Source organism: Duganella sp. Leaf61 (assembly GCF_001421905.1).
Taxonomy (GTDB): domain Bacteria; phylum Pseudomonadota; class Gammaproteobacteria; order Burkholderiales; family Burkholderiaceae_D; genus Rugamonas; species Rugamonas zoogloeoides.
In genome coordinates this window covers 603,663-629,046 of sequence record NZ_LMLM01000001.1, presented here as the reverse complement: position 1 = coordinate 629,046, position 25,384 = coordinate 603,663, and the positions used below count along the sequence as shown (strand labels likewise).

Annotated in this window: 27 protein-coding genes; 14 read left to right on the top strand and 13 right to left on the bottom strand. The window is 64.8% G+C overall.

Going from position 1 to position 25,384, the window contains the following annotated elements; genetic code table 11:
- The first annotated feature begins 51 nt into the window (after nucleotides 1–51).
- Complete coding sequence (locus tag ASF04_RS02735; RefSeq protein WP_082488540.1) at nucleotides 52–1,632, top strand: glycine betaine ABC transporter substrate-binding protein; 1,581 nt, start codon at nucleotides 52–54, stop codon at nucleotides 1,630–1,632.
- 186 nt (nucleotides 1,633–1,818) lie between these two features.
- Here the strand turns inward: ASF04_RS02735 and ASF04_RS02730 are convergent, their stop codons facing one another.
- Both ASF04_RS02730 and ASF04_RS02725 read right to left on the bottom strand, forming a co-directional pair.
- Entirely contained in the window at nucleotides 1,819–2,310 is a 492-nt protein-coding gene (locus tag ASF04_RS02730; protein WP_019923227.1) for a GNAT family N-acetyltransferase, read from the bottom strand.
- Nucleotides 2,307–3,215 carry a DMT family transporter gene (locus ASF04_RS02725; RefSeq protein ID WP_056137904.1) on the bottom strand — a complete coding sequence of 303 codons (909 nt, stop codon included), beginning with the start codon at nucleotides 3,213–3,215 and terminating at the stop codon, nucleotides 2,307–2,309. The genes ASF04_RS02730 and ASF04_RS02725 overlap by 4 nt, the downstream gene beginning before the upstream one ends.
- A gap of 164 nt (nucleotides 3,216–3,379) precedes the next feature.
- Here ASF04_RS02725 and ASF04_RS27810 point away from each other — a divergent pair, with 164 nt between their 5' ends.
- The 4 genes from ASF04_RS27810 to ASF04_RS28655 all read left to right on the top strand — a co-directional run bounded on the left by ASF04_RS27810 (nucleotide 3,380) and on the right by ASF04_RS28655 (nucleotide 4,669).
- On the top strand, nucleotides 3,380–3,517 hold the full coding sequence (locus ASF04_RS27810) for a hypothetical protein (protein ID WP_164474757.1): 138 nt from the start codon (nucleotides 3,380–3,382) through the stop codon (nucleotides 3,515–3,517).
- Nucleotides 3,518–3,556: 39 nt separating this feature from the next.
- Nucleotides 3,557–4,063: a DNA-deoxyinosine glycosylase gene (locus ASF04_RS02720; protein ID WP_056137901.1), complete on the top strand. Its 507-nt coding sequence runs from the start codon at nucleotides 3,557–3,559 to the stop codon at nucleotides 4,061–4,063.
- Nucleotides 4,064–4,154: 91 nt separating this feature from the next.
- Nucleotides 4,155–4,379 carry an addiction module protein gene (locus ASF04_RS02715; protein ID WP_056137898.1) on the top strand — a complete coding sequence of 75 codons (225 nt, stop codon included), beginning with the start codon at nucleotides 4,155–4,157 and terminating at the stop codon, nucleotides 4,377–4,379.
- Nucleotides 4,376–4,669 carry a type II toxin-antitoxin system RelE/ParE family toxin gene (locus ASF04_RS28655; RefSeq protein WP_082488505.1) on the top strand — a complete coding sequence of 98 codons (294 nt, stop codon included), beginning with the start codon at nucleotides 4,376–4,378 and terminating at the stop codon, nucleotides 4,667–4,669. The genes ASF04_RS02715 and ASF04_RS28655 overlap by 4 nt, the downstream gene beginning before the upstream one ends.
- Nucleotides 4,670–4,679: 10 nt before the next feature.
- Here the strand turns inward: ASF04_RS28655 and ASF04_RS02710 are convergent, their stop codons facing one another.
- Nucleotides 4,680–5,366, bottom strand: a complete 687-nt coding sequence (locus ASF04_RS02710) for a GNAT family N-acetyltransferase (protein ID WP_056137897.1) — start codon at nucleotides 5,364–5,366, stop codon at nucleotides 4,680–4,682.
- Nucleotides 5,367–5,462: 96 nt separating this feature from the next.
- On the opposite strand from ASF04_RS02710, the gene ASF04_RS02705 reads away from it, so the two are divergent.
- Entirely contained in the window at nucleotides 5,463–6,095 is a 633-nt protein-coding gene (locus ASF04_RS02705) for a hypothetical protein (RefSeq protein ID WP_156368509.1), read from the top strand.
- A gap of 22 nt (nucleotides 6,096–6,117) precedes the next feature.
- Here ASF04_RS02705 and ASF04_RS02700 read toward each other — a convergent pair whose 3' ends face one another.
- The 3 genes from ASF04_RS02700 to ASF04_RS02690 all read right to left on the bottom strand — a co-directional run bounded on the left by ASF04_RS02700 (nucleotide 6,118) and on the right by ASF04_RS02690 (nucleotide 9,552).
- Nucleotides 6,118–7,320 (bottom strand): tetratricopeptide repeat protein, encoded by a 1,203-nt coding sequence (locus ASF04_RS02700; RefSeq protein ID WP_056137893.1) that lies wholly within the window; start codon nucleotides 7,318–7,320, stop codon nucleotides 6,118–6,120.
- Nucleotides 7,321–7,449: 129 nt separating this feature from the next.
- Nucleotides 7,450–8,670 (bottom strand): DUF2863 family protein, encoded by a 1,221-nt coding sequence (locus ASF04_RS02695; RefSeq protein ID WP_056137891.1) that lies wholly within the window; start codon nucleotides 8,668–8,670, stop codon nucleotides 7,450–7,452.
- 15 nt (nucleotides 8,671–8,685) lie between these two features.
- The gene (locus ASF04_RS02690; protein ID WP_056137889.1) at nucleotides 8,686–9,552 is read right to left on the bottom strand and encodes an HDOD domain-containing protein; all 867 of its coding nucleotides are present in this window, start codon (nucleotides 9,550–9,552) and stop codon (nucleotides 8,686–8,688) included.
- Nucleotides 9,553–9,752: 200 nt separating this feature from the next.
- Here ASF04_RS02690 and ASF04_RS02685 point away from each other — a divergent pair, with 200 nt between their 5' ends.
- Nucleotides 9,753–10,331: a DNA-3-methyladenine glycosylase gene (locus ASF04_RS02685; protein ID WP_056137887.1), complete on the top strand. Its 579-nt coding sequence runs from the start codon at nucleotides 9,753–9,755 to the stop codon at nucleotides 10,329–10,331.
- Here the strand turns inward: ASF04_RS02685 and ASF04_RS02680 are convergent.
- Together ASF04_RS02680 and ASF04_RS02675 are read right to left on the bottom strand one after the other, a co-directional pair.
- Nucleotides 10,233–11,930 (bottom strand): methyl-accepting chemotaxis protein, encoded by a 1,698-nt coding sequence (locus ASF04_RS02680; protein ID WP_056137886.1) that lies wholly within the window; start codon nucleotides 11,928–11,930, stop codon nucleotides 10,233–10,235. The genes ASF04_RS02685 and ASF04_RS02680 overlap by 99 nt on opposite strands.
- Nucleotides 11,931–11,953: 23 nt before the next feature.
- Nucleotides 11,954–12,421 carry a cache domain-containing protein gene (locus ASF04_RS02675; RefSeq protein ID WP_156368508.1) on the bottom strand — a complete coding sequence of 156 codons (468 nt, stop codon included), beginning with the start codon at nucleotides 12,419–12,421 and terminating at the stop codon, nucleotides 11,954–11,956.
- A gap of 230 nt (nucleotides 12,422–12,651) precedes the next feature.
- Between ASF04_RS02675 and ASF04_RS02670 the strand changes: the two genes are divergently transcribed.
- The 5 genes from ASF04_RS02670 (at nucleotide 12,652) to ASF04_RS02650 (ending at nucleotide 18,129) form a co-directional block, all read left to right on the top strand.
- Nucleotides 12,652–14,172 (top strand): KamA family radical SAM protein, encoded by a 1,521-nt coding sequence (locus ASF04_RS02670; protein WP_229204889.1) that lies wholly within the window; start codon nucleotides 12,652–12,654, stop codon nucleotides 14,170–14,172.
- Nucleotides 14,173–14,176: 4 nt separating this feature from the next.
- Nucleotides 14,177–15,535 (top strand): MFS transporter, encoded by a 1,359-nt coding sequence (locus ASF04_RS02665; protein WP_229204888.1) that lies wholly within the window; start codon nucleotides 14,177–14,179, stop codon nucleotides 15,533–15,535.
- A gap of 4 nt (nucleotides 15,536–15,539) precedes the next feature.
- Entirely contained in the window at nucleotides 15,540–16,421 is an 882-nt protein-coding gene (locus ASF04_RS02660; protein ID WP_056137885.1) for a 2OG-Fe(II) oxygenase, read from the top strand.
- A 44-nt stretch (nucleotides 16,422–16,465) separates the two neighbouring features.
- Nucleotides 16,466–17,323 (top strand): fumarylacetoacetate hydrolase family protein, encoded by an 858-nt coding sequence (locus tag ASF04_RS02655; protein WP_056137884.1) that lies wholly within the window; start codon nucleotides 16,466–16,468, stop codon nucleotides 17,321–17,323.
- Between the two features lie 95 nt (nucleotides 17,324–17,418).
- Nucleotides 17,419–18,129: a hypothetical protein gene (locus tag ASF04_RS02650; RefSeq protein WP_056137883.1), complete on the top strand. Its 711-nt coding sequence runs from the start codon at nucleotides 17,419–17,421 to the stop codon at nucleotides 18,127–18,129.
- Between the two features lie 56 nt (nucleotides 18,130–18,185).
- On the opposite strand, the gene ASF04_RS02645 is transcribed toward ASF04_RS02650, so the two are convergent.
- Nucleotides 18,186–19,544, bottom strand: a complete 1,359-nt coding sequence (locus tag ASF04_RS02645; protein WP_056137882.1) for an aspartate aminotransferase family protein — start codon at nucleotides 19,542–19,544, stop codon at nucleotides 18,186–18,188.
- A gap of 118 nt (nucleotides 19,545–19,662) precedes the next feature.
- Here ASF04_RS02645 and ASF04_RS02640 point away from each other — a divergent pair, with 118 nt between their 5' ends.
- Nucleotides 19,663–20,217 (top strand): carboxymuconolactone decarboxylase family protein, encoded by a 555-nt coding sequence (locus tag ASF04_RS02640; protein WP_056137881.1) that lies wholly within the window; start codon nucleotides 19,663–19,665, stop codon nucleotides 20,215–20,217.
- Nucleotides 20,218–20,417: 200 nt separating this feature from the next.
- On the opposite strand, the gene ASF04_RS02635 is transcribed toward ASF04_RS02640, so the two are convergent.
- The 3 genes from ASF04_RS02635 to yjgA all read right to left on the bottom strand — a co-directional run bounded on the left by ASF04_RS02635 (nucleotide 20,418) and on the right by yjgA (nucleotide 22,409).
- Nucleotides 20,418–21,083, bottom strand: a complete 666-nt coding sequence (locus ASF04_RS02635; protein WP_056137879.1) for an alpha/beta hydrolase — start codon at nucleotides 21,081–21,083, stop codon at nucleotides 20,418–20,420.
- A 116-nt stretch (nucleotides 21,084–21,199) separates the two neighbouring features.
- Nucleotides 21,200–21,820 (bottom strand): molybdopterin adenylyltransferase, encoded by a 621-nt coding sequence (gene mog, locus ASF04_RS02630; protein ID WP_056137877.1) that lies wholly within the window; start codon nucleotides 21,818–21,820, stop codon nucleotides 21,200–21,202.
- Nucleotides 21,810–22,409 (bottom strand): ribosome biogenesis factor YjgA, encoded by a 600-nt coding sequence (gene yjgA / locus ASF04_RS02625; protein WP_019923207.1) that lies wholly within the window; start codon nucleotides 22,407–22,409, stop codon nucleotides 21,810–21,812. The genes mog and yjgA overlap by 11 nt, the downstream gene beginning before the upstream one ends.
- Before the next feature lie 94 nt (nucleotides 22,410–22,503).
- On the opposite strand from yjgA, the gene pmbA reads away from it, so the two are divergent.
- Nucleotides 22,504–23,856: a metalloprotease PmbA gene (gene pmbA, locus ASF04_RS02620; protein ID WP_056137876.1), complete on the top strand. Its 1,353-nt coding sequence runs from the start codon at nucleotides 22,504–22,506 to the stop codon at nucleotides 23,854–23,856.
- An 88-nt stretch (nucleotides 23,857–23,944) separates the two neighbouring features.
- Here the strand turns inward: pmbA and ASF04_RS02615 are convergent, their stop codons facing one another.
- On the bottom strand, nucleotides 23,945–25,333 hold the full coding sequence (locus ASF04_RS02615; RefSeq protein ID WP_156368507.1) for a hypothetical protein: 1,389 nt from the start codon (nucleotides 25,331–25,333) through the stop codon (nucleotides 23,945–23,947).
- Nucleotides 25,334–25,384 lie beyond the last annotated feature (51 nt).

The window sequence follows — 25,384 nt, the reverse complement described above, 5'->3', positions numbered from 1 at the left end:
TCTGGAGACTTTGTGCGCGCACGCCTGCCAGCCTGGCTGACCCTGATTTTCATGCTGTGTGCCCTGGCCCGCACAACGCATGCTGCTGACGATACCCTGCATGTCGGCTCCAAGCGCTTTACCGAGTCGTACATCCTGGGCGAGGTGCTCACGCAAGTGGCTGCGCCGCACGCGAAAGTCACGCACCTGCAAGGCCTCGGCAACACCGCCATCGTGCTCGCTGCCCTGCAGGCCGGCCGTATCGACGTCTATGCCGAATACCTGGGCACCATCGACCTGGAAATTCTCAGGCACCCGCAGGCGACGTCGCTCGAGCAGATCCGCAAAGAGCTCGCGACCATGGGCCTCGGTGTGGCCGTGCCGCTGGGTTTTAACAATACCTATTCGCTGGCGATGCGCGGCGACGCGGCCAGCGTGAAGACCGTCGCCGACCTGGCCCGGCAGCCGGCGCTGCGCTTCGGTCTGTCGCACGAATTCATCGGCCGCGCCGACGGCTGGCCGGGCCTCGCCCAGCGCTACGGCCTGCCGCAGCGCCCGCAGGGGCTCGACCACGGCCTGGCCTACGAAGCATTGCGCCAGGGCCAGACCGACGTCATCGACATCTATTCCACCGACGCCAAGATCCGCCAGTACGGCCTGCGCGTGCTCGACGATAACCTCGGTTACTTCCCCCGTTACGACGCCATGCTGCTGTACCGGCTGGACGCCGCCAAGCGCTTTCCCGCTGCATGGAAAGCCATCGAGAAACTGGAAGGACGGATCAGCGCCGACGCCATGATCGCCATGAATGCCTCCGCCGAAATCGACGGCAAGAATTTTACCGAGGTGGCGCGCGCGTGGCTGGCGGCTGGCGGCCTGACTGGCGCCACTGCCAAGGGGGCAAGCAATACAGCCGCACCCTCTACTGCCGCTTTGACCACAGCAGCATCGACGACGTCGGCACCGACCACTGGCGCATCGACCGCCGCAGATGCCCGGCTGCCGTCGTCTTGGCGCACCGGCCTGGCCGGCAAGATCTTCGACGACAACCTGGGCCGCCTCACGCGCCAGCACCTCACGCTGGTGCTGGTAGCCGTGGGCCTGGCTTGCCTCGCCGGCGTGCCGCTCGGGGTGCTGGCGGCGGTGTATCCGCGCTTGCGGCAAGTGGTGCTGGGCGTGACCGGCGTGCTGCAGACGGTGCCGTCGCTGGCGCTGCTGGCCTTGCTCATTCCCTTGCTGGGCATGATCGGTACGGTGCCGGCGCTGATCGCGCTGGTGGTGTACGCGCTGCTGCCCATCGTGCGCAACACGTGCACCGGTTTGCTGCAAGTGTCGCCCGGCTTGCGCATGGCGGCGCTGGCGCTGGGTTTGCGTCCAGGCCAGCGGCTGTGGCTGATCGAGCTGCCGCTGGCGCTGCCGGTGATTTTGGCCGGCGTGAAGACGGCAGCGGTGATGAGCGTGGGCACGGCCACGATTGCCGCGTTTATCGGCGCCGGCGGTTTCGGCGAGCGCATCACCATCGGCCTGGCGCTCAACGACAACCAGATGCTGCTGGCCGGCGCGATTCCGGCAGCGGTGCTGGCGCTGCTCACGCAAGCCGTGTTCGAACTGCTCGAACGCATCGCCAGCCGCGCGCCTGCGCCACGGCTGTAAAGCCGGCGGTGCAAGGCTGCCGGTTTATGTAAAGCCGTGTAAGCAGGTTTTACGGCGCGTAAGGGTTTGTAATGGCGAGCCTGATGCGGGCAGGGCGCGGCTATAGTGAAGCCGTCGAAACATCTCCCTTCCCCCTGACACCGGGTTCAGTCCCGCGATAACTTCCCGTGTCGCGGGAATTTTTTTTTAGCGCTGAGCGGAGAGGTGGGTCAGCGCGTCGCCGGTGACGCGGCAAATGCGCCAGTCGGGCATGATGGTCGCGCCCATGCCTTCGTAGAACGAGATGGCGCTGGCGTTCCAGTCCAGCACCGACCACTCGAAGCGGCCGCAGTCGCGCTCGGTGGCGATTTGCGCCAGCGCGACCAGCATCTGCTTGCCGTAGCCGCGGCCGCGCATGGTCTGCTTGACGTACAGGTCTTCCAGGTACAGGCCTTTCTTGCACAGGAAGGTGGAGAAATTATGGAAGAACAGCGCGAAGGTGACGACTTCGCCGTCGGTTTCGCCGACGATGGCCTCGCAGGTGGGCTTGTCACAAAACAGCGCTTCGTGCAGCATGGCTTCGTCGGCGACGACCATGTGTTCGAGCTTTTCAAACACGGCCAGCTCAAAAATCATGCCGAAGATGGCAGGGATGTCGGCCGGTTCGGCCGGGCGGATGATCAGTTCTGATGTACTCATGTAGTTTTGACGGTAACAGAAGGTGGTTGCAACGCCCAGGCGACGCTGGACAGACACAATACCATGCCTGCCCATTCGATCGCGCCGGGACGGTAATGTTCCAGCTGGATCGACAGCAGCACCGAGATCACCGGCGTGACCACGCCGATGTACACGGCCTTGTCCGAGCCGATGCGGTGGATCAGCGTGAAGTAAGCGGCAAACGCGATTACCGAGCCGAACAGCGACAGGTACAGCAAGCCTGCCCAGTACTGCGGCGCGCCGGACACGGTGAACCGCTGGCCGCTCACCAGCACCCACGCCGCCACCAGCAGGCTGCCCCAGGTCATGGCCCACGCCATACCGAGCAGCACATTCGGCGACTGTTCGCGCACCTTGATCACCAGCAGGTTGCCGACCGTGCTGGCGATGGTGGCCAGCAGCGCCAGGACCAGGCCCAGCAGGAAGTGGCCATTGCCGCCGGCGGACAGGTCGCGCCAGGCGCCTGCAATCGAGTGCGAAAACAGCAGGATCACGCCGAGGATGGCCACGCCACCGGCCGCAAAGGTGCGGCGGCTGACCGGGGTACCGAAGGCGTAGCGGTTGAACAGCGGATTCCAGAACACCATCAAGGCAAACAGCACCGCTACCAGGCCGGAGACCAGGTATTGCTCGGACGTGTAAGTGCAGATATAGCTGAGCGCAAACGTGGCCAGTCCCTGCGCCAGCAGCCAGCGCTGGGCGCGCCACGGCAGCCACAGCTTGTCGCCGCGTATCGCGCACCAGGCGAACAGCACTGCACCGGCCAGACCGAAGCGGTAGGCCACCGAGACAGCAGGCGCAACGTCGCCCAATTGCAGCGTGATGGCGAAGAAAGTGGAGCCCCAGATCAGGCAGGCGGTGACGAAGAGCAGGGGCGTTGACATCGAACAAGTATAGCTGTCCGGCCGGTAACTTGCCTAGCCGCCATTTTTTAAAACGGTGCAACAGCCGTGTTGGCTTCTCTCATTAAATTATGTAAAGACAAGAGAAAATTATCAAAAATGAACTATGATGAATTTGTATCTACCCACTTGAACCGGAGGCGGTCATGAACACCGCGCTGCAAATTAAAGTTGTTTCCGTGATTCTCTACGTTGCCGTGAGCACCTCCCTGGTGCTGATGCTGTCCGAAGAACCGATCCAGAGCGCAGTCCAAACCCTGTTCGGCCACTCGTTGTTCCGTTGACCGCTACAATTGTCGCCATCTTCAGTCAAGGATGGCGCAATGGAACGAAAACAGTGCTTTGCCCCGGTCGTGAATGCCAACACGCGGCTGCTGGTGCTGGGCAGCCTGCCCGGCGAAAAATCGCTGGCCCAGGCGCAATACTACGCCCACCCGCAAAACCGCTTCTGGATGCTGATGTCGGCCGTGATCGGCATCGGCCTGGTGCCGCTGCCCTATGAAGAACGCCTGCAAACCCTGCTGCGCCAAGGCGTCGGCTTGTGGGATGTGGTAGCGCAAGCCCACCGCACCGGCAGCTTAGATAGCGCCATCCGCCACCGCGACGACAACGACCTGCCGGCCCTGCTGGCCAACCACCCCCACATCACGGCCATCGCCTTCAACGGCGGCACCGCCCACAAGCTGGGCCTGAAAGTGCTGGGCGAACATGCCACGCGCTACCGCATCGCGGCGCTGCCGTCGAGCAGCCCGGCGTACACCCTGGCGTATGGGGAGAAGCTGGCGCAGTGGATACCGTTGAGAGAGTTGCTTGGTTTGCCTGAGATTTGATGCCGAAATCAGAATTTAGTTGCAGCGATTGTTTTCGGACCGAACTGAGCAGCGCTTCCAAGGAGTAGGATAAGGCTTCAAGGAGGATGACATGCAAACACCAGTCGAATTGATCACTACAGAGGCAATGAAGCTTACGTCGGATGAACGCGAAGCGATCGTGCAAGTGCTGATCGCCAGTCTTGAGCACGATGCAGCGGCTGACGAAGCACTGGCGGTTGAGGTCGAGCGTCGTATCGCCGAAATTGAAAATGGAACCGTCAGGGCTATTCCCATGGATGAAGCATTGGCGCAGGTTCGGGCGAGTTTAAAGTGAAACTGACGATTGCTCCTGCAGCACTTTTAGAGTTGCAGGAAGCGGCTGATTTCTACAGATCCCAAGCGACTGTCGGATTAGCGCAAGCATTCCTGGCCGAGTTCGAGAGGGCTGTGACACTAATCCTTACTTCGCCTCAATTGGGGTCAGTGTTTCGAGGCAAGCGGCGCCGTTACGCTCTGCGCAGGTTTCCTTATAATCTGATTAACCAATTGACTGCGGATGAAGTCAGGGTGATCGCAGTTGCCCATCAACGACGACGGCCGGGTTACTGGCAGATTCGTAATTAGCGTGAGCTAATCATTCCTCCCGCGCCACCACCCGCACCACCGTCTCCAGGTAATCCACAAACCCCATCCGCAAATATAACTGGTGCGCCGCTTCGTTTTTGCGCATCACGTGCAGGAACGAGGTGTCGCCGCGTGCCTGGTGGCGGTGGACCAGTTTGCCGATCAGTTGGCGGGCCAGGCCGCGGCCCTGGTCGTCGGGGTGCGTGCACACGCCGCTGATTTCGCACAGGCCGGGTGCGCGCAGGCGTTCGCCGGCCATGGCCATCAGGCGGTCGCCGTCGAAATAGCCGAAGTAGTCGCCCAGCTCGATGGTGCGGATGCCGAACGGACCGGGCTTGCACAGGTTGGCCAACTCCAGTGCTTGCGGCGCATGGTGCGGTTGCAAGCGCACCGCATCGGGCGCCGGATCCGATGGCGGCATGCCTCCGGCCCAGGCCATGCGATACATGGTGGTTTCCGCCTCGATGCGCCAGCCCGGCGGGGCGGCGCCGGTCCAGTTTTCGCAGTAAAAATGTTCGCCCGGCGCGCAGTGTGGCAGCAGCGCGGCAAAGTCCGGCGCATTGCTGTCGGCAAAGGCCAGGATGGGCGAGAAGCCGGAGGTGTAGCGGCGCGCGCCGCCGTCGCCGCTGGCATGGCAGGCATGCGCACCGGTCAGTGTGTGCCAGAAGATATCGTCGAGTAGTTGGTTGCGTTCCATATCTTATTTTAACGTACACAAAATAGTCAGGCGGCTGATCACCTCGAGCAGGCCATGTCGCTACACTCACGGCAACTTTAGCCGATGGAGCATCCGATGAAAACGGCGTCATGTGTCGTGGGATTGTTGCTGACGGGCGCGGCGTATGCGCAGCCGGTGCCGCCGATGCAATCTTTGATGGAACAATTGCGGCAGAGCGAACAGGCGGTGACAAACGCCCGCTTGCAGCCGGAAAACAAGGGGCGCTTGTTTGGCACCTTGCAAACGTACGGCAACGTGCTCAGTTTCGCTGGCGACGCCGAGGGCGCCATGGCTGCGCTGGACGAAGGCAGGAAGGCGGCGGGAGTACCGGTTGCCGGCAGCGCGGTGGAGGTGGCGGCATTGACTGACGTGCACGCCGAAGACGCCATCCGCGCGATCGTCGCCGCCGCGCGCGACAAGCGCGCGGTGCTGCTCAACCAGTCCCGTTTCGTCGATATGCAGGTGATCTTCCCCGACTACGGCCACCAGCACGGCCGTCCCGCCTGGTTGATCGGCCTGGCCGGCCGCACCGCATCGCCGGTGCCTGCCACGCTGCTGCCGGCCACCGGCCGGCGCCTGGTCCTGGCGTACGACAAGGCGCACGGCGCCGATGCGCTGGCGGTCGATGCCGTACTGGTGCAGGCCGGGCAACCGGCACCGTCATTGATGCTGCCGCCGGGAGAGATGCGCCTGGAAACGCAGGAGTAAAAGAAAAGTAAGCGCAAGCGCCTCAGTTCGGGTTGGCAGCCGCCGCCCGCAGCCGGTTGCGCTTGGCTGCATACAGGTCGTGGGTATCGCGCGAGGTGCTGTTGTCGATCGCTGCTTGCAGGTGGCGTTCGGCGGCGCGTACGTCGTGCAACTGGTAACTGGCGACCGCCAGTAAATAGTGCAGCTCGTGGTAGTCGGGCACACGGTCCAGTTCGCGCTGGAACAGGGTGCGGGCGCGGCTGTAGTCGCCGCGCGCCATCGCTTCCTGGCCCTGGTTGTAGAAGTAGAACGGCGGATACGGTTCTAGCAGGCGCAGCCGCGCGCGCAGCAGTGCCGCTTCCTGCGGACGGTGCGCGTTCTCCAGCGTCTGCGCCAGGTTGGATAAATAAATGGTGTTGTCGGGCGCCTCGCCCAGCGCGTGGCGCAGGGCCAGCTCGGCTGCCGCCAGGTCGCCGTGGTGCTGGTAGATCACGCCGAGGGTGTTGTAGGCATTGAGAAAATCCGGGGCGGCGGCGATGGCCTGACGCGCGGCCCAGTAGGCGTCGTCCACGTGTCCGGCGGACAGCAGTTCGGCCGCCCGGTTGTTGAGGTACATGGCCACCACCGTGCGTTCGGCCAGCGGTATAGCGCGGCTGCGCGCGGTGTCTGGAGTCGGAATGAAATCGACTACCAGCGGCTGGTTCGATTGCAGCGTATAACTGGCACTGGCGCTACCGGCATCGATGCGTTTGCGGTCGAGCACCAGGTTCACATGGTTGCTGGAAAAATACAGATTGCCGCTGCGGCTCCACACTTCACCCACGTCGATCTGCTGGAATTGCACCGCAAAATTCAGTTCGCGCGCCAGCGCGGCGGTCATGATGGCCAGCGACAGGCAGTTGCCCGAGCGCGCCGCGAAGGTTTCTGCTGCGGTGCGGGTGATGACGGAATCGTACTCGAGCTTGAGCTGGTCGCGCCGGTACAGCGCGTTGAACAGGGCCTGGCGCTTGTCCGTGGTCTTTTTGGCGCTGTCGATTTCGTCGTGCAGGTAGCGCCGCATGGCGTCGTCGAGGGCGAAGATATTGGCCGTGTCGATCGGCTTGTCCGGCTGGTGGAACGCCTGGTCCTGGAACAGGCCGGGCGGTGGCGAGCGCGTGGCGCCGAGGCTGGCGCAACCCGATAACAGGCTGCAAGTCAGCAGCAGGGACGCGAACAGCCCCAGCCGCAGTGGTGTCGATGCCTTCATGATCGTCTCCTTCGGCGTACGCCGCTGCGGCGCACCATGCCGGCACCGCAAGGCAGCGGACTCTATGTTCCGCTTGAAGGAAAAGTATCCGCCGCTATTGGCCCGAAGTCAAAGATAAAAAAAGCGTGCTCAGCCCAGCGGCCGCACGTCCACGGCATTGCCGTCGGCATCGAACCGCAGCGCCACCGAGATGTCGGTCAGGCCGATGCTGGCCAGCGCATCGCGCAGGTCGTCCACTTCCACTTCCAGGTCGGCGGTCAGGTCGAGCGGCTTGTCGGCCGTGGCCAGCACGGTGGCGCCAGCAGCAAGCTGCACGCGCAGCAGCATCTCGTCGTCGATGTCGGTGGGGGCGATGATGGCGGACAGCTGCTCCGGCGCGTGGCCGGCCATGGCGCCATTCATGGTGGCGAGGATTTGCAGGGTGGCGTATTCGGCCAGCGCCTGCTCGCGCGCGCCGAAGAACAAATCCTGGTACAGGAAATTGAGCGTGAGGGCGCCGTCAGCGCCACGGCCACAGCCCAGGCAGCGCGCCACCATCGGAGCGAAGTCGGCGGTCCATTGCTGGTAGGCGTCGGCGCGCTTGGCGAAATAGGCATCGGCCGCTTTTTCGCTTTTCGGCACCTGGTAGAACGGATCGTCGGCGCGTTTCAACGCGAAGCCGACCAGGAAGCGTACTTCCACCGCGCTGTCGTCCGGTCCAAAGGCGGTGGGCGTCCAGCCGTGCGACATGCTGCGCTCCAGGGCGGGAGCCGCCGTGAGTTTTTTCTCGGTCAGCGAGTTGGCCGCTTCGCGCAGCATGGCGTGCAACTGGCCGTAGCTGATGCGTTCGATTTCTTCGAGGTCGTAGGCGTGACTGACCAGTACGACTTTCGCTTTCGGGCTTTCCAGGCCGGCGGCGGTCAGGCTGTCGAGCACTGCGTCGTAGGCGGCGCTGTCCTGGAAATCAAAAGCGGGATCGAGGCCGCCCTGGCTGTGCACGAACACGGGAATCGCAAACGCGTCGATCTCGATATCGGCCGCACCTTCGCGGCGCAGCACCAGGTTGGCCGCGCCTTCCTCGATGGCGTTTTTCAGGTAGCGATAGCCGTCCACCGATTCGTCGCGCGCCAGTTCCACCGCGCCGTACAGTACCTCGTCCTTGCCTTGCGTGAGCAGGCGGCGCAGCAGGCGCTGGAACTCGATGGCTTTTTGCGCCAGGTCGGCGCGGGTGGCGGCAGCGACGATGTCGGGATTGGCTTCGCCGTCCGACAGGTCCAGCGCCAGCGCGCACAGTTCGGTGGTGTTCTGCTCGTCCTTGACTTCAGGCGAGGTGGCGGATTTGCGGGGGACGGGACGCTTATTCTTGGGCATGCGGATGGGGGATCTTTATCGTTCGTTGTGGAAGGCTTCGTTGAGCTCGTCGAGCAGGTCGGCCGCTTCGTCTTCGGTCAGGCCAAGGTGCTGGCACGCCAGTTCGCCGCCTTTTTCCCATTCGTGGGACAGGGTGCGGCCGAAGAAGCGCGCGATGCCTTTTTCGGCCAGCAGCGTGAGCGCCACCAGCGAACGCACGGCGTCGTCGGTGGCGGGATCGTCGAGCACGCGGTAGTCGTGGTGCAGCAGGATGGCCCACGAAACGTCGGGCGACAGGCCCCAGTTGCGCGCCAGCAGGCAGCCGATGGCCGCGTGGTTGGTGCTGTAGCGCTCATCTTCGATCTCGGTGAAGCGGCGGACCGGTTCGTCGCAGGCGTCGTCGTAGGTGGCGGCGTAGTCGGCAAAGCGGTCCATCAGCAGCGGCACGCCGATGTCGCAGAACAGGCCAAAAGTATGGGCGATGTCGGCCGGCGCGATGCGCAGCTTGCGCGACGTGAACATCAGCGCTTGCGCGCGCCGCATCGAGATTTCCCAGAACGCGCTCAGGTCGGCGCCCTGGCCGTCGATGGCGCGCCGCGCCAGCAAGCCGGTGAGGGTGGACGCGCACATATCGACGCCGAGGAAGTTGATGGCCTGCTCGACCGACTTGGCCTTGCGGGCGGCGCCGAAGAACGGCGAGTTGGCCAGCTTGAGCAGGGCGCCGGACATGCCGACGTCGTTGCCGATGATGCGGGCCATATTGCGCGGCGATGGATCGGCCTTGGCCAGCTCGCGCTGCAAGTCCACCAGCAGGCTCGGCCGTGGCGGAATCCGGATGGAACGCATCAGCGCGTCTTCCACCGCGTTTTCTACTGGCAAAGCTGGGGCTGCAACTGTGGTCATGGTACGGGATCATTGGAATGGGTGGGAGGCGCAAAAGCGGCACATGCGTACCCGTCATTATCGCCGCAAGCGCCGGCCCGCTGCGTGATTTTCTGGTTTTTTTATTGCTTTATGACCATATTTTGCCCGTCAGGTGTATCGCGTGCGCACGTTTAATAACGTTTTGTCAGCGTTTTTGTGGCTTCCCTTACAATGTAGCCATGAGCAAAATTATTGCCGGAATTGATTTCGAAGCGCCTTCGGAGGTGGTGGCGCGCCAGCTGATCGGCGTCACCGTGCTGGTGAACGGCGTGGGCGGGCGCATCGTCGAGACCGAAGCTTACGACCGCGAGGAACCGGCCTCGCATTGCTATATCGGCGAAACGCCGCGCAATTTCTCCATGTTCGGGCCGCCCGGGCGCAGCTACGTGTACCGATCGCACGGCCTGCACTGGTGCCTCAATTTTGTTTGCCGCGAGAACGGCCACGGCGCCGGGGTGCTGCTGCGCGCGATCGAACCGCTGGCGGGACTCGACCAGATGCGCGCCCGGCGCGGGCTCGAGGATGCGCGCTTGCTGTGTTCGGGTCCGGGCCGGCTGGCGCAGGCGCTGGGCATTACGCGCGCCGACAACAACCTGCCGCTCGACGGCGCGCCGTTCACTCTGCTGGCAAGCGATCAGGCGGTGGACGTGCCGACTGTATTAACCGGCCCGCGCATCGGCATTTCGAAAGCCATGGAGCTGCCGTGGCGCTTTGGCCTGGCGGGCTCGCGCTTTCTGAGCAAGCCGTTCCGCCAGTGACGGCGGCGCCTGTTCCATTGCTTCGGCCACCGCCACCTCGCTGGCGGTAGCACCGCCCACCTGGAACACCGACACCGCGTGCGACAGGTGCACGGCCTGCTCCTGCAGGCTTTCCGCCGCAGCTGCCGCCTGCTCCACCAGTGCGGCGTTCTGCTGGGTGACGTCGTCCATCTGGCCCACCGCCTGGTTCACTTCCGCGATGCCCTGCGCCTGCTCCGCGCTGGCCGCGCTGATGCGGGCGATGATGTCGTTCACCTGCTGCACCGACGCGACGATATCGACCATCCGTTCGCCGGCCTGGTGCACCGAGGCGCTGCCGCTGTCGATGGTGGCCACCGACGCCGAGATCAGCGCGTTGATCTCCTTGGCGGCCGCCGCCGAGCGCTGCGCCAGCGTACGCACTTCCGACGCCACCACCGCGAAGCCGCGTCCCTGTTCGCCGGCGCGCGCCGCTTCCACCGCCGCGTTCAGCGCCAGGATATTGGTCTGGAACGAGATGCCGTCGATCACGCTGATGATGTCGACGATCTGGCGCGAACTGGCGCGGATGGTGGCCATGGTCTGTACCGCCTGCTGCACGGCGGCGCCGCCGCGCTGCGCCATGTCGCTGGCGCCCGCCGCCAGCTGGCACGCTTCCCTGGCGTTGGTGGCGGTCTGCCGCACCGCTTGCGTCAGGCTGTCCATGGCGCTGGCGGTTTGTTCCAGCGAACTGGCCTGCATCTCGGTGCGGGTGGACAGGTCCTGGTTGCCGCTGGCGATTTCGTGGGCGGCCGTGTCGATCGAGCGCACTGCGCCGAGGATGGTGGAAATGGTTTTAGTCAGGTTGCCCATGCTCTGGTCGAGCAGGCGCGCGGTGTCGGCGATTTCGTCGCGGCCGCTGTTGGTACTGCTTGCGCCCAGGCGGCCTTCGGCCAGTGCGATCACCACCGCGCCGATGCCGCGGATATCGCGCAGCATGGCGCGCCGCACCGCCATCGTCACACCCAGGGAAAGTGCGATCGACAGCAGCACCAGCACCGCCATGGCGGTGGTCAGCGTGCGGAAGTCGGCGCTGGCGCGCGCGTGGGCCTGCTCGCTCAGCTTTTTCTCCAGGTTCGACAACTGCGCCAACTGGTCGTTGAGCACCAGGAACTGCTTCTCGGCGCGGGCCATGGCGTTGGTGGCGATGCTCTGGTCCATCTGCGCCATGTCCATGGTTTCCAGCACCGCCTTGCGGTACTCGGCCAGCGCCTTCAACGACTGCTCGACGTAGCGCCGCTCGTCGCCCTGGGTCGCGGCGGAAGCAAGGCGCCGCAACTGGTCTTCGATGCCGGCGTGGCGGGTCTTGATCTGCAGGCCCAGTTCGTCGAGGCGGCTCTGGGCGAAGCTGCCGTTGACCCACGCCAGCAACTGGTAGATATGGGCATGGGCGTAGCGCGCCTCGCCGGCCACGTCGGCCGTGGTTTTCAGCCGCGCGGCGCGCACCTGCACCAGGTTTTCCAGCGAGGCGTTCTGGCGCACCATGCCGATCGACGCGGCGCCTGCCGTGACGATCAGCAGTACCAGCACCAGGCCGGGTGCGAGCAGCAGTTTGGGGCCGATCCGTAGTTTGTTCAGCATGGCGCTCTCCGGTAAATGTGGCGTTACTTCTTGTAGATGCCGGCTTCGAGCACGACGTCGCCCACGCGCAGGATGTAGGTGGTCTTCGGTTCGAGCTTGCCGGAGGTGGGATTCTTGTACTGGTAATCGACCCAGCCGCTGCCCTTGCTGGCGGCCAGGTCGATGATCTCGCGGCGGTATTTTTTGCCGCTGGCGTCCGGTACGTCGGTCAGGTCTTTGCCGACGATGGACGGGTTGACCGGGTGCGCCAGCACGATGCCGGTTTTCAGGTCGCGGATGTCCACGTACAGCGAACCTTGGATGAAGCTCGGGTCGCGCGCGGCCACCTTGCGGATCATTTCGTCCTTGCCGTGGGCCTTGATGAAGGCGGCGCCGCGTTCGGCCATGGCGATGGCGTCTTTTTCGGTGGGGTCGGCGGCGCGCACCGGCAGGGAATAAAGCGACAGCATGGCGGCAGCGGTAAAGGTGGCCAGTACGGGTTGCAGTTTCATGACGGATGTCCTTGCAAAGGGGAGGGAGCTTTGAACTCTACCGGCGCGCCTGTGCGGCCAAATTGCGGTGCCTCAAGTAATAGCCGTAAGGAAATTCCATCTGTGGCCAAGCCGCAACTTGCCACAAAGCCTCAAATTTTTCCATGAATCACTTGATATCTGGCAATTTCGGCGCGGCGCGAGAGTCCTAGCATCCAGTCTCCGATTGATCACTGCCACAGGAATCCGCCATGACCACCGCCACCCCTGCCAAGTTCAAACCCTATACCCGACAGACCATCAGCCACGCCCGTCAATGGGAATGGCTCACGCCCGACCTGCAGGAAGCCGTGCAAGTGGTGTCGCACGTGCTGCCGTTTCGCACCAACGAATACGTGCTTGATCAACTGATCGACTGGAACAACATCCCCGACGATCCGATTTACCGGCTGGTGTTCCCGCACCGCGACATGCTGGCGCCCCGGGATTACGCCCAACTGCGCGAGCTGGTGCTGGGCAACGCCAACCCGGATGCGCTGGCCGCGCTGGTGCGCAAGCTGCGCTTGCAGATGAACCCGCATCCGGCCGGGCAGATGACGCACAACGTGCCGCACCTGGACGGCGTGCCGCTGCGCGGCTTGCAGCACAAGTACAAGGAGACCGTGCTGTTCTTCCCCAGCGCCGGCCAGACCTGCCACGCCTATTGCACCTTCTGCTTCCGCTGGCCGCAGTTCGTCGGCATGGACGACCTCAAATTCGACGCCCGCGAATCGACCGAACTGGCGGCCTACCTGAAAACCCAGCCGCAGGTCACCGATGTCCTGATCACCGGCGGCGACCCGCTGGTGATGAACACCCGCTCGCTCGAAGCGTTCATCGAACCGCTGCTCGCGCCCGAGCTGGCGCACATCCAGAACATCCGCATTGGCACCAAGTCGGTGGCGTATTGGCCGCAGCGTTTCGTCACCGACCGCGATGCCGACGACCTGCTGCGCCTGTTCGAGCGGGTGGTAGCAAGTGGCAAAAACATGGCCATCATGGGCCACTACAACCACGCGGTGGAACTGCGCCAGGAAGTCGCCCGGCAGGCGGTGAAACGCATCGTGAACACCGGCGCCACCTTGCGCATGCAGGGCCCCCTGATCCGCCACATCAACGAAGACCCGAAAAGCTGGGCCGAGCTGTGGCAGACCGGCGTACGCCTGGGCGCGATCCCCTATTACATGTTCGTCGAGCGCGACACCGGACCGCACGACTATTTTCAGCTGCCCCTGGTGCGCGCGCACGAGATCTTCCAGGCCGCGTACCAGATGGTGTCGGGCCTGGCGCGCACCGTGCGCGGACCGTCGATGAGCGCCTTCCCGGGCAAGGTGGTGATCGACGGCGTGGTCACCCTCGGCGGCGAAAAAGTCTTTGCGCTGCAATTCCTGCAAGCCCGTAACCCGGACTGGGTACGGCGGCCGTTCTACGCCAAATTCGACCCGCATGCGACCTGGCTCGATGATTTGAAACCGGCCTTTGGCCACGACAAATTCTTCTTCGAGGAAGACGGCGGCAGCCGCAGCGAGCATGGGCATGTATCGGGCGACCGCAAGGTGATCCAGCTGGTGCCGGCCAGCAGCCGCGCGGCCGGCAGCGTGAGCACTTCAGGCGCCTCGAGCGCTTCAAGTAATACCAGCACCATCAGCACCATCGGCGCCGCCGTCAGCACCGGCACCGCTGGTGCCGCCAGCGCCACCGGCAGCACGGCCAGCGCACCCAGCGCCGCGTAGCCGCATGCGCCAGAGCGACCACGCCGGCCACGCCAGCCAGGCCAAGCGCACCAGCCATGCCGGCCACGCCGACCACGGCTCACCGGCGCCGGCCGCCACCGCGCCGACCCTGTCGCGGCGCATGGTGTTCCTGGTGGTGTTCCTGCCGTTCGCGCTGGGCCACTACCTGTCCACCCTGATGCGCATGATCAATGCCACGCTGGCGCCGGACCTGACCGCCGCGCTGGCGCTCACGCCCGGCCAGCTGGGCCTGCTCACCAGCGCGTTCTTCTTTGCCTTTGCGCTGGCCCAGTTGCCAGTGGGCGTGGCGCTCGACCGCTGGGGACCGGCGCGGGTGCAGTTGCCGATGCTGGTGATCGCCGCGCTGGGCGCGCTGGCGTTCGCGGGGGGACGCGATTTCGCCCAGCTGCTGGTGGCGCGCGCGGTAATAGGGCTGGGCGTGGGCGGCTGCTTCATGGCGGCGGTGAAAGCGCTGTCCACCTGGGTTGAGCCGGCGCGGTTGCCGTCGGTGCAGGGCTACCTGATCGCCGTCGGCGGCCTGGGTGCGGCGTCGGCCACGCTGCCGGTGCGCATCGTGCTCGAACATAGCGACTGGCGCAGCCTGTTCATCGGCCTGGCGTCGGCGCTGATGTTTACGGCGGCGCTGATCCGGCTGCTGGCGCCGCCGCAAGCGGCCACCGTGCAGCGCCAGCCGCTGCGCGCGGCCATGACCGAGATTTGCCGCCATCCGTCGTTTCGCGAGGCGGCGCAACTGGTGCTGGTGCCGCACATGGTGTTCTTCGGCATCCAGGGCCTGTGGATCGGCCGCTGGCTCGGCGATGTGGCCCATTACTCCGAGGACCAGGTCAGCTGGCTGCTGTACGTGGGCATGGCCGCGGTGATCGCGGGCGCCATCGCGGTGGGCATGATCACCGAGTGGGCCGGGCGCCGGGGCGTGCGGCCGGTGCGGGTGGCGGCGGCCGGCGTCGCGCTGTTCATCCTGGTGCAGGCGGGTCTGGTGTGCGGCTGGCGGCCCGGCTACGCCTTGCTGGCGGTGCTGTTTACGCTGGTGGGCACGGTCACCGGCATCGAGTACACGATGGTGGCGCAAGGCTTGCCGGGCCGGTTGACCGGGCGCGCCGCCACCTGCCTGAACCTCCTGATTTTCTTGGGGGCGTTCGCGGTGCAGGCCGGCTTCGGGCTGGTGCTCGATTGCTGGCGGCCCAATGGCCACGGCCAGTATCCGGCGCAGGCCTACCAGGCAGGGTTTGCGTTGCTGGTCGCGCTGCAGGTGCCGGGGCTGGCGTGGTACGGTTGGCGGCGCTGGAGGCGTCCGGCGCGTTCCGGTAGAATGGACCATCACCCGGCCACCAGCACCAGATAAGACCATGACCGACGCCTCCGCCCCATCTTCCGTGCTCGCTTCCCTGCCGTCGTCATGGCAGGACTGGATCACCGATAACCTGGCGCGCGGCTGCAGTGCGCTCGACATGGCCAACAGCATGGCGCGTTCGGGCCAGTACACCATGGACGTGGCGCGCGCCGCCCTCGACGAGGCCGTGCGCCAGCGCGGAACGGGCAGCGACGCCGGCGCCAGCATTTTTACGCCAGCCCAGGTGATGCCGTTCATCGACACCACGCGCAACCGGATCGTGGTCGATCAGCGTGAAGTGGAGGTGCTGTTCGTGCTTAAAAATCCGCAGGTGATCTTGCTCGGCAATGTACTCGCCAGCGAAGAATGCGACGCCATCGTGGCGCATTGCGGCACCCGTTATACGCGCTCCACCGTCACCGGCGCCGACGACGGTTCGAGCGTGGTGCACGAGGGCCGCACCAGCGACATGGCGTTCATCGAGCGTGGCGAGGCCGAAATCGCCGAGCGCATCGAGCGGCGCCTGGCGGCGCTGGCGCACTGGCCGGCCGAATGCGGCGAGCCGTTCCAGCTGCAAAAATACGCGAGCACGCAGGAATACCGGCCCCACTACGACTGGCTCGACCCGGACACCACCGGCCACCGCAGCCACCTGGCGCGCGGCGGCCAGCGCCTGGCCACCTTCATCCTGTACCTGACCAACGTGGAACAGGGCGGCGGCACCATCTTCCCCGGGCTGGGCCTCGAGGTGTATCCGAAGAAGGGCAGCGCGCTGTGGTTCCTCAATACCGACAGCAACCACCAGCCCGACCGCCAGACCCTGCACGGCGGCGCACCGGTGGTCAAGGGCACCAAGATCATCGCCAACAAATGGTTGCGCCAGGAGCGCTACGGCTGAGCCAGAGGTAGAATGCCAGGTCCTGTACCATTTGAAAGCAAACCATGAGACTTGTGCGCTACGGCCGTCCCGGCAAAGAACAACCTGGCCTGATCGACGACGAGGGCAAGCTGCGCTCGCTGTCCGCGGTGATCGACGATATCGACGCCGCGCAACTGGCTCCCAAGGCCCTGCGCAAGCTGGAAAAGATCGACCCGGCCACGCTGCCGCTGGTGCGCGGCAACCCCCGTTTCGGCGTGCCGGTCAAGCACGTGGGCAAGTTCGTGTGCATCGGCCTCAATTACTCGGACCACGCGGCCGAAGCCGGCATGCCGTTGCCCAAGGAACCGATCGTGTTCATGAAGGCCATCACCGCGCTTACCGGCCCGGACGATCCGATCATGCTGCCCAAGGGCTCGAAGAAAACCGACTGGGAAGTGGAACTGGGCATCATCATCGGCTCGCGCGCGCAGTACGTGACCGAAGAAGATGCGCTCAAGTACGTGGCCGGCTACACGGTCGTCAATGACGTCTCCGAGCGTTCGTACCAGCTCGAGCGCGGTCCGCAATGGGACAAGGGCAAAGGTTGCGACAGCTTCGGCCCGGTCGGCCCGTGGCTGGTCACGCCGGAAAACATCGGCGACGTGCAGGACCTCGACCTGTACCTGGAAGTAAACGGCAAGCGCATGCAGACCGGGAACACGTCCACCATGATTTTCACGGTGGCGCAGATCGTCAGCTACCTGTCGACATTCATGACCCTGGAACCGGGCGACGTGATCGCTACCGGCACGCCGCCGGGCGTGGGCATGGGCCTGCCGAAGCCGCGTTTCCTGAAAAAAGGCGACCAGGTCCGCCTGGGCATTCCCGGTCTCGGCGAGCAGCAGCAGGAAGTGATCGACTGGAAGCCGCGTAAAGCTTGATCTAGTTGGCGGCAGTCTTGGCTGCCACATCCCGCAGGCTGTCGAGCAGGGCCAGCACGTCGTCGCGGGTTTCGCCGGAAAAGCCCAGTTGGGCGGTGGACGCTGATTTTGCCGTTGGCGTGCTGGACGGTATTAAAGTTGGCGATGCCCAGCGTGCGTTCGAACAGGATCACTTTTTTGCCGCTGTTGAGGTCAGTTGCCGAAATTTTCGACAGGCCACCTTCCTGCGACACCAGGATCGGACGGCCCGGCACATTGAACCAGTTGATGCGCCAGAAGTAGTGGCTGAGATGGCGCGAGCCGTCCGGTTCGTATGCGCTGTCGAAGGTGTCCATCTGCTGGCACTTCGCGATCAATATATTTTTTTGCTTGCACATGCTCATCACCTGCACCTGCTTGTCCTCCAGCGACACGCTGACGGGTACCAGGCGGTTGCTCTCGATCTGGAGCAGCGCGTAATCTTCCTTCTTGCCCAGGCCGAGCGTATTGCCGAGGCTCTTCACCGAACTGAACAGCGCACCCAGCGAGTTGCCCGGCTGGGTGCCGTTCGACTCCGGCGTGCGTTCGAGCAAAATGTAGCCGGTATTGGCGATGTCGCCGGTGCCTGTGCCGGCTGCGCGGCGCCGCCCATCTGCTGTTTCAGCAGCAGCGTGAGCAACTGCTTTTGCTGCTCGGGCGTCAGATTGTCGAGGTTTTGCGCTTGCAGCGGTACAGTGGCAAACGCTGCGGTGAGCAGCAGGGCGGCGATACTTTTTTTCATGAATAGAGCAGGGGCAGTTGAGGAAATATTAATTATATTTAAATAATAAATATTTTTTTAATAATGTTTTTCAATAGAAATAATCTTCCCCAACCATGTTGTTTATTGCACAGTGGTAATGGCACGCGCCACGGCTTGTGCCAGCCTGTCGGTGATCTCGGCCAGGTCGGCATCGCTGGCGATGAACGGCGGCGCCAGCAGCACGTGGTCGCCGCGCACGCCGTCGATGGTGCCGCCCATCGGGTACACCATCAGCCCGCACGCCATGGCGTGCTGTTTGATCGCCGCGTGCAGTTTTAGCGCGGGATCGAACGGCTGTTTGGTGGCGCGGTCGCGCACCAGTTCCACCCCGATCAGCAGGCCCCGGCCACGGATATCGCCCACGTGGGGATGGCGGCCCAGCGCCTCGCGCAGCAGCGTGCGCAGCATGGCGCCACGGCCGGTCACCGCGCCCAGCAGGTTGTCGCGCCGGATCACCTGCTGCACCGCCAGCGCGGCGGCGGCGGCCACCGGGTGGCCCATGTAGGTATGGCCATGCATGAATACGCCGCTGCCGTCGCTCAGCCGGTCGATGATGGGCGTGCGCGCCAGTACCGCGCCGATCGGCTGGTAGCCGGCACCCAGCCCCTTACCCAGCACCACGAGGTCGGGCAGCACGCCTTCCTGCTCGAACGCGTACAGGGTGCCGGTGCGGCCCATGCCGCACATCACCTCGTCGGCAATCCACAGGATGCCGTACTTGTCGCACAGGCTGCGCACGCCGCGAAAATAGCCGGGCGTGGGCGGCACGGCGCCGGCGGTGGCGCCCACCACGGTTTCGGCGCAAAAGCCGATGACGCGCTGCGGGCCCGTGGCGATGATGGTGTCTTCCAGCTCGCGCAGCAGTGCGGCCGTGTATTCCTCGGTGGTCTGGTCCGGCGCACGGTCGTGGTACTCGAAGCACGGCGCCACGTGCGGCACGTCGATCAGCAGGGGTGCAAAAGGCTTGCGGCGCCATGCGTTGCCGCCGATGGCCAGCGCGCCCAGCGTGTTGCCGTGGTAGCTCTGGCGGCGGGCGATGAACACGCTGCGCTGCTCCTCGCCGCCTTCCACGAAATACTGGCGCGCCAGTTTCAGCGCAGTCTCCATCGCCTCCGACCCGCCCGACACCAGGTACACGTGATCGAGGTCGCCCGGCGCGTCACTGGCCAGCCGCGTGGCCAGTTCCTCGGCCGCCTCGCAGGTGAAAAAGGCCGTGTGGGCGTAGGCATTGCGGTCGATCTGGGCGTGCATGGCCGCCAGCACCTCCGGGTGCGCATGCCCCAGCGACGACACGGCGGCGCCGCCGCTGGCGTCGAGATAGCGGTTGCCTTCGCGGTCGTATACGATCATGCCGGATGCCGCGCCGACGACGGGCGGCGTGTGGCGCAGGTTACGGTGGATCAGGTGAGTCGGGTGACTGGCTGGGTAGGGGCGGTTCATGGACAACCTTTCTGGCAAGTGGATTGTTATGATTGCCAACAGACAATAGCCGCGTTCAGCTTGTCTTCTGTTGATCCATGCCGCACCATGGCCAAAAAACTTTACTAGGAGCAAGGACATGACCGATCGCCTGGGACCGATAACGTTCGCGCAGATGAGCGCCAGCCAGCAAGTCGCGGCGCAGGCGGTGATCGACGGCCCGCGCGGTGCGCTCTACGGGCCGTTCGTGCCGTTGATCCGCAGTCCCGAACTGATGTCCGCCGCCCAGCGCATGGGCGAATACCTGCGCTACCGCAGCGCCATCGGCACCCGCCTGACGGAGCTGGCCATCCTGGTCACGGCACGCCAGTGGAGCCAGCAAGTGGAGTGGGCGATCCACGCCCCGATCGCGCGCGAATACGGCATCGCCGACGACACCATCGCGGCCATCGCCGAGCGGCGCAGGCCGCAGGGACTGCTGCCCGATGAGGCGCTGGTGGTTGAATTCTGCCTGCAACTGCACCAGCAACAGCGCGTGGACGACCCCACCTACGCCGCCGCACTGGCCGCCTTCGGCGAACACGGCGTGGTGGACCTGATGGGCATCAACGGCTACTACACGTTTCTGGCGATGGTGATGAACGCGGCGCAGACGGCGGTGCCGCAGACGGAGGCGCCGTTGTTGCCGGAGTGATTCGAGGTGACTGCGACAGAACGAGAAAATAGTGATTTGACTGTCAACTTCGGCGCCTCGCCCACCTCACTCCCGCAATGCTTTCACAACCTGCAGGCCACACTCACCGCCGCCGGCCCCGGCTTCAGCGCCTCGTGCTCGACCACGGCGAAGTGGCGTTCGAGCTGCATTACGGTCGAACATCGCTGGAATCGGGCGCGCTAGGCCAGCACGCGCTTTAACCAGGCGCTGATGTCATTGACCTCTTCCTGGCACAGCGAGTGCTGCATCGGGTAGTCATGCCACTCCACGTTGTAGCCCCACTGTTGCAGCAGGTCGCGCGAGGCGGTGGCGCGGGCGAGCGGGACCACCGGGTCCATGCGGCCGTGGGCCATGAACACCGGCGTCGCCAGGCTCTCCTGGGTGAATTCCGTCGTGGCCTTGGCGGCGATTGGCAGGTAGCCTGACAGGCACATCAGGCCGGCCAGTTTTTCCTTCTGGCGCAGGCCGGTTTGCATGGTCATCGCGCTGCCCTGCGAGAAGCCGGCCAGGATGATCTTGTCGGCGGCGATGCCGCGTGCTTTTTCGCGCGCGATCAGCGCTTCCACTTTGACTTGCGAGGCGCGCAGGCCTGCTTCGTCTTCCTGGCGACCGAGGTCGGTGGCGACGATGTCGTACCACGAGCGCATCACGTAGCCGCCGTTGACGGTGACCGGCATGGTGTCCGCATTGGGGAAGATGAAGCGGATCGGCGGCAGGCCGCGCAGGTCCAGTTCCTGGAGCATTGGCACGAAGTCGTTGGCATCGGCGCCCAGGCCGTGCATCCAGATGATGGCGACGGCGGGATTGGCGCCGGTTTCTTTTTCGATGGTTTGCAGCAGGCTCATAGGTTTCCTCGGTTTAGCGTTTGCAGTGGCAGGCAAAACAGGTATCAGGGGCAGCAACGGCGCCAGCAGCGCCGCGCCCGCCAGCAGACGGCGCCGCCGCGCGGGGGCGGTGTGCGTCACGCGGCCGGAGCAGCAGGGCGCAGCGCCGATTTCGGCCGGAACGCCTTGCACACGGCGGGATCGGTTTCCATGTACGGTCCGCCGATCAGGTCGATGCAGTACGGCACGGCAGCAAAGATGCCGCCAGCGACGGTGTTACCGTCGGCGTCTTTCAGGCCGCCCAGCGTTTCGGCAATCGCCTTGGGCTGGCCCGGCAGGTTCATGACCAGGGCGGCGTGGTCTGGCGTTTCGCGGATGACGGCGGTCTGGCGCGAGAGGATGGCGGTTGGCACGAAATGCAGGCTGATCTGGCGCATCTGCTCGCCGAAGCCCGGCATTTCCTTGGTGCCCACGGCGATGGTCGCTTCGGGCGTGACATCGCGCCGCGCCGGGCCGGTGCCGCCGGTGGTCAGTACCAGGTGGCAGCGCGCGGTATCGACCAGTTCGACCAGCGTGGCTTCGATCTGCGCGCGCTCGTCGGCGATCAGGCGCGTTTCGACGCGATAAGGCGTGGTGATGGTGCGGGCGAGCCAGTCATGCAGGGCGGGAATGCCCTGGTCCTGGTACACGCCGCCGCTGGCGCGGTCCGAGACCGACACCAGGCCGATCACCAGTACAGGTTCGACGTTACTCGTCATCTTCTTCGCTGTCGGCGTCGTCAGCTTCGGCGGCGGCGTCTTTCTTCTTCTTGGCCTCGACCTGCTTGAGGATCTGGAAGATTTCGCGGTAGGCCTTCGGCGGCTTGTTCTCGGCCTGCTCCTTGCGGGCATTGCGGATCAGCGTGCGCAGGTGCTGCACATCGAGTTCCGGGTTTTCGGACAGCAGCACGGTGAGCGCCTTGTCGTCGGCCAGCAGCTTGTCGCGGCGGCGTTCCAGCGCGTGCATGGCGGCGGTATCGGATTTCGAGGCGCCTTTCCAGCCGTCGATGGTTTGCTGGATGGCGGCGATTTCCGCTTCGTCCAGGGTGCGCATCTTTTTACCGACGAATTGCATCTGGCGGCGGCGGCCTTCGTGGTTGGTGATGGTCTGGCACTCGAGGATGGCGTCGCGCACGTCCTCGGGCATCGGCACGCGCTTGACGCGGTCGCGCGGCTCGGCCACCAGCGCTTCGCCCAGCTTTTGCAGGGCATCGACCTGGCGTTTCATCTCGGATTTGGAAGGGCGCTCGTATTCCTGTTCGAATTCGGTCGAGCTGAAGCCGACGGCGCCGCGGTTTGGATTTACCATATTATTAACTTTCGGTCCGGCGCGCAGCCGTCCCTGTAAACTGTGAACGACTGCTATGATACCCGGTTTGTTACCTCACCGACGAAAACCGCCCATGTCCGATCCCCATTTCAGCCACACCCAAGACCAGTTGCAACAGCTCGCACGCGACGTGCTGGGCTACGCAAAAGCGCAGGGCGGCACCGATTGCGAGGTCGATTTCAGCGAGGGCAGCGGCTTGTCGGTATCGGTACGCAAGAACAAGATCGAAACCATCGAGCAAAACCGCGACAAGGGCATGGGTGTGACGGTCCACATCGGCCAGCGGCGGGGCAATGCCAGCACGTCCGATTTTTCCACCGCCGCCCTGAAAGCCACGGTGGAAGCGGCCTACAACATCGCCCGCTTCACCGCCGATGACGATTGCGGCGGCCTGCCCGAGGCGGAACTGCTGGAAATGGCGCCGCCCGACCTGCAACTGTTTTATCCGTGGGCAATCGACACAGCCGGCGCCGTGGAACTGGCCAAGCGCGCCGAAGCGGCCGCATTCGACGTCGATGCACGCGTGACCAACAGCGAAGGCGCGGGCGTGCACGTGCAGCAGTCGCATTTCGTCTCGGCCAACTCGCGCGGCTTCATCGGCGGGTATCCGTATTCGCGCCACACGGTATCGATGGCGGCGATTGCCGGACGCGGCGCCGGCATGCAGCGCGACGACTGGTACGTGTCGGTGCGCGATGCGTCGCGCATGGCCTCGCCCGAGGCGATCGGCCGGTACGCCGCCGAGCGCGCACTGGCCAAACTCAATGCCCGCAGCCTCACCACGCGCACCTGCCCGGTGCTGTTCGAGGCGCCGCTGGCCATCGGCCTGCTGGGCGCCTATGTGCAGGCCACGTCGGGCGGGGCGCTGTATCGAAAATCGACGTTTTTTGTCGATTCCCTCGGTCAGCAGGTGCTGCCGTCTCACGTGCAAATCCATGAAGACCCGCACGTGCTCGGCGCCGTGGGCTCGGCCCCGTTCGACGACGAAGGCGTGAAAACCCGTGCGCGCGACGTGGTCAGGAATGGCGTGGTGCAGGGCTATTTCCTGTCCACGTATTCGGCGCGCAAGCTGGGTATGCAAACCACCGGCAACGCGGGCGGCTCGCACAACCTCACGCTGTCGTCGTCGCTGACGGCGCCCGGCGATGACTTTACCGCCATGCTGCGCAAGCTCGGTACCGGCCTCTTGGTCACCGAATTGATGGGGCAGGGCACCAACTATGTCACCGGCGATTATTCGCGCGGCGCGTCGGGCTTCTGGGTGGAGAACGGCGTGATCCAGTACCCGGTCGAGGAGATCACGATCGCCGGCAACATGAAAGACATGCTGGCGCAAATCGTCGCGGTTGGCGCCGACACCATGATGCGTGGCACCAAGCAGACTGGCTCGATCCTGATCGAGAAGATGGTGGTGGGCGGCGCCTGAACCTGCACGGCCAGGGCCGGCCCCATCTCGTGCTGCATGCGTACTGCACGCGTATCGCTGGCGGGTTAGCCAGGGGGGGCACGATCATTTATTGCTTGCACAAGGCGCTGGCGGGCACACCGCAGGCCACCAGCCGGCCGACGTCCGGATTTTTCAGGTAATCGAGGTGGGCGCGGTCGGGCCGCTCCAGCAAACCGAGCCAGGTCCGCGCGTTCGATACCAGGATGTTGAACACCTTGACGCTCTCGCTGGCGTAGCGCTCCGTTGGCAGCGTGTATGACAGCACATCGCTGGGATCGCTGAATGCCACCAGCGTCAGCGGCGCTGGAACTCGGCGCCGGTCGCCGCTGCCGCGTTGTTGCAATAGCAGTTGCAGACTGTCGGGCGCCGCCGCCGGTGCCGCACCCGGGACAGGTACTGCAATACTGCCGGCAGCGGCACCATCCAGCGCCTGATCGGCCAGCGACAGCAGCGGGATCTGGTTCGCCGCCATCACCAGTATCCGCATCCGCTCCATGGTGCGCCGGGCCGTGGCGGCGGCGCGCGATGCAGGGGCTTCCAGCGTCATGCGCAGCAGCGTGTCGAACATGATCTTGCTGCCCATGCTATGTGCGATCACCACCAGCGGCACATTGTCGGCCGCTTCGTCGCCGGCCAGCACGTGCAGGATGGCGTCGCGCATGCGCAGCTGGATCGCATCGCGCGCCACGCCCTGGTAGATCAGCGCGTCGGGCAGGCAATCGTCGATCAGGGTGTCTTTCAGGCGGGCGTTCAGCAGCGCACGTTGATGCGGATACGGTGGCGCGCCGGTGCAGATGGCCGACTTGCCGGTCTGGTCGTAGCACAGCTGGCGCTTGAGCGGCGTGGTCAGCGGCGACCAGATCAGGGCGTTGAAGCGCAGGCGGCCGGCAGGCGTCTCGACCGTGGTGGGCACGATCTCGATGCCGCCGGCGTCAGGGACGGCGGCGCGTGCGGTGGACATGGTGGTGCTGTCGATCGCCTGCGTCAGCTGCGCCACCACCTGCTGCGCCCAGCGGGCGTCGTGGGTGCAGATGCCGTGGACCAGCAGGACATCGGTGGTGCGGGAGCCCGTTTCGGCGAGAGCACGGGTCTGTGCTTGAGCGCCGAAGCGGGGCCCCGATGCAGTGGTGGCGAAGAAGTCCGCGTCGGCGCTGGCGGGGCGCCCCGCATCAGCGGCAGCGCGAATCTCGGCCTGCGCAGGCAGATCCGCCAGGCCGGGGAAGCGGGTATCGGCGTCGAGGATCTGTGGCGGGCTGTACGGCGTGCTACAGGCGGCCAACAACACCAGGCAGCCCGGCGCCGCAGCAGACACGAGGCGGCCAACAGGATGGCAGCGGCTGGTGTGATCGATGCGGGTGATGTGTTTCGTGACGCGGCGGACGTGGTGGACGTGTGTAAAACCGGTGAGGCGGAACAAGGCGGCAGTCCTGCGGCGCGCAGATAACAGAATGTTCATGCTGAACCTCCGGGAAAGGCGCCGGGTGGCGCCTGCTGGAGGCCAGTGTAT